The organism is Dietzia sp. Cai40 (genome assembly GCF_014145165.1).
Classification (GTDB): Bacteria; Actinomycetota; Actinomycetes; order Mycobacteriales; family Mycobacteriaceae; genus Dietzia; species Dietzia natronolimnaea.
The window spans coordinates 1-9,389 of sequence record NZ_JAALEB010000437.1 but is presented as its reverse complement, the minus strand read 5'-3'; the positions used below and the strand labels follow the sequence as shown (position 1 = coordinate 9,389).

Annotated in this window: 7 protein-coding genes; 3 read left to right on the top strand and 4 right to left on the bottom strand. The window is 70.6% G+C overall.

Annotated features, from left to right (window positions below):
• On the bottom strand, positions 1–1,276 hold a 1,276-nt coding region (locus G6022_RS15215; RefSeq protein ID WP_182691907.1), incomplete at its 3' end, for a biotin carboxylase N-terminal domain-containing protein.
• Positions 1,277–1,284: 8 nt separating this feature from the next.
• Entirely contained in the window at positions 1,285–2,874 is a 1,590-nt protein-coding gene (locus G6022_RS15210; RefSeq protein WP_182616608.1) for a carboxyl transferase domain-containing protein, read from the bottom strand.
• A 321-nt stretch (positions 2,875–3,195) separates the two neighbouring features.
• Between G6022_RS15210 and G6022_RS15205 the strand changes: the two genes are divergently transcribed.
• The gene (locus G6022_RS15205) at positions 3,196–3,486 is read left to right on the top strand and encodes a DUF1540 domain-containing protein (RefSeq protein WP_179525853.1); all 291 of its coding nucleotides are present in this window, start codon (positions 3,196–3,198) and stop codon (positions 3,484–3,486) included.
• 49 nt (positions 3,487–3,535) lie between these two features.
• Here the strand turns inward: G6022_RS15205 and G6022_RS15200 are convergent, their stop codons facing one another.
• Positions 3,536–4,213, bottom strand: a complete 678-nt coding sequence (locus G6022_RS15200; RefSeq protein WP_182639223.1) for a hypothetical protein — start codon at positions 4,211–4,213, stop codon at positions 3,536–3,538.
• 137 nt (positions 4,214–4,350) lie between these two features.
• Between G6022_RS15200 and G6022_RS15195 the strand changes: the two genes are divergently transcribed.
• Positions 4,351–5,832, top strand: coding sequence for an amidase (locus tag G6022_RS15195; RefSeq protein ID WP_182616606.1), 1,482 nt, complete (start codon positions 4,351–4,353; stop codon positions 5,830–5,832).
• Between the two features lie 3 nt (positions 5,833–5,835).
• Here G6022_RS15195 and G6022_RS15190 read toward each other — a convergent pair whose 3' ends face one another.
• Positions 5,836–6,303, bottom strand: a complete 468-nt coding sequence (locus G6022_RS15190) for an Lrp/AsnC family transcriptional regulator (RefSeq protein WP_182616605.1) — start codon at positions 6,301–6,303, stop codon at positions 5,836–5,838.
• Positions 6,304–6,470: 167 nt separating this feature from the next.
• Between G6022_RS15190 and G6022_RS15185 the strand changes: the two genes are divergently transcribed.
• Positions 6,471–9,389: indolepyruvate ferredoxin oxidoreductase family protein (locus G6022_RS15185; RefSeq protein ID WP_182691905.1), on the top strand; the 2,919-nt coding region annotated here is incomplete at its 3' end.

The window sequence follows — 9,389 nt, the reverse complement described above, 5'->3', positions numbered from 1 at the left end:
AGTCGATGTTGGTCCGCAGGCCCAGCACGTGGGTGCCGGCCAGCGCGGCGTCGAGCCGGGCCAGTGCCTCCGCGCGGTCGGAGCCGTGGGCGATGACCTTGCCGAGCATCGGGTCGTAGTCGCTGCCGACGACCGTGCCGACGCGCAGGCCGGAGTCCACGCGGATGCCGTCGCCCGAGGGCTCCTCCAGACCGAGCACGGTGCCGCCGGTGGGCAGGAAACCCTTCGCCGGGTCCTCCGCGTAGACGCGGGCCTCGATCGCGTGGCCGGTGAGGGTGATGTCCTCCTGGCGCAGCGTCAGTTCCTCGCCCGCGGCGATGCGGACCTGCCAGTCCACCAGGTCCACGCCGGTCACCATCTCGGTGACCGGGTGCTCGACCTGCAGACGGGTGTTCATCTCCATGAAGAAGAACTCGTCCGGGGCGTTGGCCGAGACGATGAACTCGACCGTGCCGGCGCCCACGTAGCCGACCGAGCGGGCGGCGTCGCACGCGGCGGTGCCGATGCGCTGGCGGGTGACCTCGTCGAGCAGCGCGCTGGGCGCCTCCTCGATGACCTTCTGGTGGCGGCGCTGCAGAGAGCACTCACGCTCACCCAGGTGGATGACGTTGCCGTGGGTGTCGGCGAGGACCTGCACCTCGATGTGGCGGGGAGTGTCGACGAACCGCTCCAGGAACAGCGTGTCGTCGCCGAAGGCGCCCGCCGATTCGCGGCGGGAGGAGTCGAGCGCGGCGCGCAGGTCCTCCGGTCGCTCCACGCGTCGCATGCCCTTGCCGCCGCCGCCCGCGGACGGCTTGACGAGGACCGGGTACCCGACCTCGTCGGCGCCGGCCACCAACTCGTCGTCGGTCAGTCCCGGTCGCGAGATCCCCGGCACGGTGGGCACGTCACGCTCCGACACCGCCGATTTGGCGGTGATCTTGTCACCCATGGTCTCGATCGCCGACGCCGGCGGCCCCACGAAGATCAGGCCCGCCTCCTCGAGCGCCCGCGCGAACCGCGAGTTCTCGGACAGGAAGCCGTATCCCGGGTGGACGGCCTGCGCGCCGGTCCGGCGGCACGCGTCGATCACCTTCTCGAAGTCCAGATAGGACTGCGAGGCCTGGGCCGGGCCCAGGCGGACGGCGGCATCGGCCATGCGCACGTGGAGGGCGTCCGCGTCCGCATCGGAGTAGACGGCGACCGAGCGGATACCCGCGGCCCGCAGGGAACGGATCACGCGACACGCGATCTCGCCGCGGTTGGCCACCAGAACGGTGTGGAGTTTCTGTGACATAGCTCGACTCACATCCTGAAGACGCCGTTGTTGACCGGCTCGAGGGGGGCGTTGGCCGCGGCCGCGAGGGCCAGGCCGAGGACGGTACGGGTGTCGGCGGGATCGATGATCCCGTCATCCCACAGTCGGGCCGTGGAGTAGTACGCGGTGGACTGCTCCTCGAACTGCTCGCGGATCGGCGCGGTGAACTCGGCCTGCTGCTCGTCCGTCCACTCCCCGCCCGACTTGGTGACCTGCGCGGCGCGCACCGAGGCGAGGGTGTCGGCCGCCTGGGGCCCGCCCATCACGGCGATCTTCGCGTTGGGCCACATCCAGAGGAACCGCGGGGAGTACGCACGGCCACACATGGAGTAGTTGCCGGCACCGAACGACCCGCCCACGACGATGGTGAACTTGGGGACCCGCGCGCACGCCACGGCCGTGACCATCTTGGCGCCGTTCTTGGCGATGCCGCCCGCCTCGTACTGACGGCCGACCATGAAGCCGGTGATGTTCTGCAGGAAGACCAGGGGGATCTTGCGGCGGTCGCACAGTTCGATGAAGTGCGCACCCTTGAGCGCGGACTCGGAGAAGATGACGCCGTTGTTGCCGATGATCCCCACCGGATGCCCGTGGATCCGCGCGAACGCGGTCACCATCGAGGCACCGTAGTTCTCCTTGAACTCGGTGTACTCGCCGCCGTCGACGATCGTGCCGATGATGTCGCGCACGTCGTAGGGCTGGCGGGAGTCGACCGGGACGAGGTCGTAGAGGTCGGACTGCGGGCGGGCGGGCTCGCGGGGCTCGAGCACCTCCCAGTCCGGCTCGGGCGCCGGCGGGCAGGTCGCCACGATCTGGCGGACCTTCATGAGCGCGTCGTAGTCGTCGTCGGCCAGGTGGTCCACCACACCGGAGGTCTTGGCGTGCAGGTCGCCGCCACCGAGCTCCTCGGCGGTGACCTCCTCGCCGGTGGCCGCCTTCACCAGCGGCGGGCCGGCGAGGAAGATCGTGCCCTGGTTCCGGACGATCACGGCCTCGTCACTCATCGCCGGGACGTAGGCGCCGCCGGCGGTGCACGAACCCATGACCGCGGCGATCTGCGGGATGCCCTTGGCGGACATGTTCGCCTGGTTGTAGAAGATCCGGCCGAAGTGGTCGCGGTCCGGGAAGACCTCGTCCTGCTGCAGGAGCATCGCCCCGCCGGAGTCCACGAGGTAGATGCACGGCAGGTTGTTGGCCATCGCCACCTCCTGGCCACGCAGGTGCTTCTTCACCGTCATCGGGTAGTAGGTGCCGCCGGAGACGGTCGCGTCGTTGGCGATCACCAGGCACTCGCGCCCGGAGACCCGGCCGATCCCGGCCACGACACCGGCGCCCGGCGCCTTGCCCCGGTACATCTCCTCGGCGGCCAGCGGGGACAGCTCGAGGAACGGGCTACCGGGATCCAGGAGGACGTCCACCCGCTGGCGGGCGAGGAGCTTGCCCCGCTCGAGGTGCCGGGCACGGGCCTTCTCCCCACCGCCCAACGCGGCCCGCTCGAGGCGGTCGCGGAGGTCGGAGAGGAGCTCCTCGTGCGCCTGGCGATTGGTGGTCGGGTGATCGGTGGTCGCGGAAGTCATCAGCGCCGCTCCCTTTCAGTTAAGTCGGATTAACTGAGTTCGACCATAGTGCCATGGCTCACAGATGTCCAGAGGGGGATCGGAGACCACACACGCCACCGGGAGGCGGCGGGGGTACGCGGTCCGCGGAGCTCACACCGCGGACATTCAGGGAAAGCGCTGGTCAGATGCTTAGGCTAACCTGACCTAGCACAGGCTCTCCTTGCTTGCAAGTCGAGCCGATCAGGGGTTGACTCGGTGGCACCGACGGTCCGCGGCAACCGGATCGGCACCACCGGGAACACCCACCGGGAACACCCACCGATACGAGGAGCAACCGCCATGGCCACTCTCACCGGAATCAGCAACTGCACCGTCACCACGTGCTCGTTCAACGCCGACGCGGACTGCACGGCCCCGGCGATCACCGTGGCGGGATCACCCGACCACGCCGAGTGCGGGACGTTCATCTCGCTCGACGTCCGGGGCGGCCTCCCCACCGCGAGCGCGCACGTCGGCGCCTGTCAGCGCGTGGAGTGCACGCACAACAAGGACCTGCTCTGCTCGGCGGAGTCCGTGACGATCGGCTCCGGCGCGGACACCGCCGATTGCCTCACCTACTCCCCCGCGTAGGCGCCGCCGGCACGTGGGCCGGGGCGTCGGCCGGGATGTGGCCCGGGACTCAGCTCGCCCGGGCCACGTACTGGCCCATCTCGCGGACCACGTCCCCGACGGACTGCGCCCGGGTCATGAACGGCAGGTGCACGACATCGGCGTCGCGCCCGAGTGCGGTGAGAAGGTGGAGGCCGTCCGGGTCGACACCGAGGACGAACGGCGGGTGAGCCGGGTCGCCCGATCCCGCCAGGATCGCCAGGTGTTCCCCGAATCGCGCCCGGATCTCGTCCGCGAGACCGGGCGCCTCGGACGCCAGCGGGTCCGAGGGCACCGCGTCCAGGTCGCGGGCGAGAACCGTCCCCTCGTGGCCGAGACGGCGCACCTGCAGCTCGCCGAGCTCGATCTCGATCTCGACGACCCACCCCTCGCCCTGGCGTGACGCACGCGCCACCCCGAAACCGTAGAGGCTGGCGACGTGCACCTTCGCCTCGACGATCGGAGCGAACTCGTCGATCATCACGACCACCTCGACCGAGGAGCCCGGCTCCACGATCAGACCGGACCACGGTGCGGGGGCCCCGGTGACGACGACGGCGCCTCCGCCGATCCAGCGGTGCTGCGCGGAGACCATGACGTCCGAGCGGTCCCGGGTGCCACGGACGGCGACCGTGGCGATGCCCGCCCCGTCCAGAAGACGTCGGGCGCCCGTCACGACCGGATCCGACACGATCGGGTGCACTGCCATTGTTCGCCCTCCACGGGTCGCCAGCTACACGGCGAGATCTCGGGTACGAGAATAAGGTGACGCTCGCCTAAGTAAGGTACACCTAAGATGCACGAGTAGCCCGGCCGTTGTCAAGGGGGACGCCCTACAGTGGACGCGTGACCGACACCACAGCCGATGCCGTCGCCGATCCGACCCCCGCCGATCCGACCCCCGCCGGACCGCCGCGCCGCGTGCACGCCTTCCGCGACGATGCGCTCGGGTACGACGACGCCTCCGCCCTCGCGGAGAGAGTTCGCAGGCGGGAGGTCTCACCCGCGGAACTGGTCGAGGCCGCCATCGAGCGTTGCGCCACGGTGGACCCCGTTCTGGGCGCCCTGGTGCACACCGACTACGACCGCGCGCGCCACCGGGCGGAGTGGGTCCGGAACTCCCAGCTCTCCGCCCCGCTCGCCGGCGTGCCGTCGGCGTTCAAGGACGCGGTCCGGGTGGAGGGTCTGCCCATGACGCTCGGCTCGTCGGCGGTCCCCACCCGACCAGCCCTCCACGACGGCCCCTACGCACCGCTCTTCCGTGCGACCGGACTGATCCCGGTGGGCACGACCGCGATGCCGCCGTTCGGCTGGACCGCCGCCACCGAGCGACAGGGCGGGCTCGTCACCCGGAACCCGTGGGACACCGGCCGCACCAGCGGCGGGTCCTCGGGGGGATCCGCCTCACTGGTGGCCGCCGGCGCGTTGCCGATCGCGCACGCCAATGACGGCGGTGGGTCGATCCGGATCCCCGCGGCGGTCACCGGCCTGGTGGGGTTCAAGCCCAGTCGCGGCAGACACCCCGACGAGAAGTTCTCGGCGAACATGCCGATCCCGATCATCTCCCAGTCCGTGGTCACCCGGTCCGTTCGCGACACGGTGGCGTTCCTGACCGCCTTCGAAGCGGGACACCGTCCGGTGGGGGTCCCACCGCTGGGTACGGTCGCGCAGGCTCCCGGGCGCCGGCTGCGGATCGGCCTCGTCGAACACAGTCCCGCGGGCGACCCGACCGATGCGGCCACCCTGGCGGTGTTGCGGGAGGCCGCCGACCGGCTGGCGGCGTTGGGCCATGAGATCGTGCCGACCACCGCGCCGGTCCCGGACTCGTTCCGCGAGGACTTCATCGCCTACTGGGGCCTGCTCGCCCTGGGCACCTCCTCGGGCGGCCGGGGCATGTTCAGTCCGGAGTTCGCGGCGGAGCGGCTCGACCCGTTCACGATCGGCCTCGCCGCGATGGCCAGGCGGGGTCTGCCCTCACTCCCCCTGCACCTGTACCGCCTCTACCGGACCAGGCGGCGGTTCGACTCGGCGTTCGGCGAGTTCGACGTCTACCTCAACCCGGTGGTCAACCACGAGACCCCCGAGGTCGGGTACCTGGATGCGGACCTGCCCTACGAGACCCACCTCGAGCGGGTCTCCAACTGGGTCACCTTCACGCCCCTCCAGAACATCGCGGGATCGCCCGCCGTCTCGCTTCCCACCGGCCGGGCGCCGGACGGCCTGCCCATCGGCGTGCACCTGTCGGCGAGGATCGGCCACGATCGACTGCTCCTCGAACTCGCCTCCGAGTACGAGCAGGCCTATCCGTTCGCCCGCATCTGGGAGTGAACCTCACTCGTCCAGCAGCTGGGCGACACGCGGGCCGACCCGTCGCCGCAGGACCACCTCGGTGCGGGTGCGCAGGACACCCGGGGTGGCGATGATGGCGCTGAAGACCTCCTCGAGATGCGAGTGGTCCCGGGCCACGACACGGCACACGATGTCGAACTCCCCCGCCACGCTCATCACCTCGAGGACCTCGCGCACCTCCGCCAGGCCCGTACAGGTCGCCTGCAGCTTCGCCTGCGCGACCTGGATGTGGACCAGCGCCGAGAGCGGGAACCCGAGCGCGGCCGGATCGAGGGTCGGCGCCCACGACGCGATCACCCCCCGCGCCTCGAGCTTGTCCAACCGCGCCTGCGCCGTCCCGCGGGCCACTCCGAGGCGGCGGGAGAACTCGCGCACCCCGACCCTGGGGCCCGCCAGGACGATCTTCAGGAGTCGTCGGTCGGTGTGATCCAGATCGGCAGGCGCGTCCATGTGTCCATGCTAATCCGGTGGGCACTGCGCATTGTGTCCATCTCGCGGCGGAATGTGGCCGACATCCTGCACATGGTGCACTGCATCGCGCTGGCCACGTGACGCGCATCACCCACACGCCTAGCCTGGAGACACAGCCACTGTCGTCAGAAGGCCAGGTGTGACAGATGACCTCCCTACTCCACCCCTCGAGCGGCTCCCACGATGATCTGCCCCGAACCGGGCGGGCGGACGCCACCTCGTTCTCGCTCTCCGACCGCTACACGCGGGAGAGCGGCACGGTGTTCCTCACCGGCATCCAGGCCCTCGTCCGCACGGTCCGCGACCGCGCCCGACTGGACCGCAGGCAGAACCTGCTCACCGCCAGTCTCGTCAGTGGTTACGAGGGCTCGCCGCTGGCCGGCTACGACCTCGAGCTGGCCAGGCGCGGGACGTTCCTCGACCCGTTCGACGTGGTCCACCGCCCCGCCCTCAACGAGGAGGCCGCCGCCACGGCCGTCATGGGGTCGCAGCTCGCGCGACGCACGGGGACCCTACGCGCGACGGCCCACACCGGCGGCGCGCCACTGCAGGGCGTCGTCGGGTACTGGTACGGCAAGGCCCCCGGCCTGGACCGCGCGACGGACGCGATCCGCCACGCCAACCTCATCGGCACCGACCCCCACGGGGGCGCGGTGGCGCTGGTCGGGGACGACCCCGGAGCCAAGTCCTCCACCGTGCCGTGCTCGTCCGAGCTCGCGCTGGCAGACCTCTACCTCCCCACGCTCTACCCCGCGGACTCCCAGGACGTGCTGGACTTCGGCGTCCACGCTGCGATCCTCTCCCGGGTCTCGGGCCTGTGGTCGGCCCTGAAGATCTCCTCGCACGTCGCGGACGCCTCGTCCACCGCGCTGGTGGACCCGGATCGGATCCTGCCCGTCTACGGCGATCTGGGCACGAGTCCCCACGTGCCCTCGGGCCAGTTGCTCGGGTCCAGCCTCATGGAGTTGGAGCAGAACCAGCTCACGATCCGGATCCCCCGCGCGCTGGAGTACGCCCGGCTCAACCGACTCAACCGGATCGTGCAGTCGACCGCCGACGACCGGATCGGGATCGTCGCCGCCGGGAAGAGCTACCTCGACGTCCGCGAGTCGCTGCGCAGGTTGGGTCTCGACGACGCCGAGCTCGCCCGACGCGGCATCCGGATCCTCAAACTCGGCATGGTCTACCCGATCGAGCGCACGGTCCTCGACGAGTTCATGACCGGCCTCGACGAGGTGATCGTGGTGGAGGAGAAGCGCGACTTCATCGAGACGATGATCCGCGAGATCCACTTCCGACGGCCAGACGTCGCGAACGTCGTGGGCAAGACCCATGAGGACGGCTCCACCCTGTTCAGCCGCTTCGGTGAACTCGACGTCGACGCCGTGACCCGGGGCCTGGCGCAACGGCTGGGCCGCGTCCACGGGATAGAGTCGGCGGCCGCCTGGCTCGACGGACCGGGCCGCGGCCGCTCGCGGATCTCCCTGCCGCTGGCCACCACCCGCACCCCCTACTTCTGCTCGGGGTGCCCCCACAACAGCTCCACCAAGGTGGCGGACGGGACGCTCGTGGGCGGCGGCATCGGCTGTCACGCGATGGTCCTGCTAATGGACGAGGACCAGGTCGGCACCGTCACCGGGGTCACCCAGATGGGTGGCGAGGGACTCCAGTGGACCGGTATGGCCCCGTTCCTGACCGAACGCCACATGGTGCAGAACATCGGCGACGGCACGTTCATGCACTCGGGTTCCCTCGCCCTCCGCGCGGCCGTCGCCTCGGGCGACAACATCACCTACAAACTCCTCTACAACGGGACGGTGGCCATGACGGGCGGCCAGGACCCGGTCGGCGAGATGTCCCTGCCGGAGATCCTCCGGCTCCTGCAGGCGGAGAGGGTCGCCCGGATCGTCGTCACCACCGACGACGTCAAGGCCACGAGGTCCCAGGGACTGCCCCGCGGCATCGAGGTCCGCGACCGCCGCGACACGCTCGAGGTCCAGAAGGAGCTCGCCGCGGTCCCCGGGGTGACCGTGCTGGTCCACGACCAGTTCTGCGCGGCCGAGAAGCGCCGCCACCGCAAGCGCGGCACCTACCCCACCCCGGCGGAGCGGGTGGTGATCAACGAACGGATCTGCGAGGGGTGCGGCGACTGCGGCAAGAAGTCCAACTGCCTGTCGGTCCATCCGGTGGACACCGAGTTCGGCCGCAAGACCCGGATCGACCAGTCGACCTGCAACTTCGACTTCTCGTGCCTGGAGGGCGACTGCCCGGCCTTCGTCACCGTGGTCCCGGGCGTCGGGACCGAGCGCGTGGCGACCGCACCGGAACTGGACTCCGCCGCCCTCCCGGAACCGGACCGGGTCGCGGTCGACGCCGACCGCGGCTTCTCGCTGCGCCTCACCGGGATCGGTGGGACAGGGATCGTCACCGTCTCGGCCGTGCTGGCGACCGCCGCCGTGCTCGACGGCAACTCCGCCCGCACGCTCGACATGACGGGTCTGGCGCAGAAGGGTGGCGCGGTGGTCTCCGATGTCCGGGTGGCGCGGACGCCACTCGAGCAGCCCCCCAAGATCGGGGCCGGGGACTGCGACCTCTACCTGTGTTGTGACGGCCTCGTGGGCGCGGACGACGCCAACCTCAAGGTCGCCCACCCGGAGCGCACCACCGCGGTGGTCTCCACCACCCGGATCCCCACGGGGACCATGGTGATCGACACCGCCGTGCACTACCCGTCCACACCGGACATCCAGGCGGCCATCGACCGGGCCTCCGGGCGGGGCGTCTACCTCAACCCCGGCGAGATCACGGAGAACCTCTTCGGGTCCACGCAGGCGTCCAACATGCTCATGGTGGGGGCGGCGTACCAGAGCGGCGCCCTGCCGATCTCCGCCCGGGCCATCGAGCAGGCGATCGAGCTCAACGGAGTCGCGGTCGCGGCGAACATCCAGGCCTTCCGGCGTGGCCGCCAGGCCGTCGCCGATCCCGGGGCCCTGGCCGCGCTGGTCGCGGATCTGCACCGGCCGGTGTCGACCGCGACGCCGGACCTGCACGAGCCGTCCCCCGCC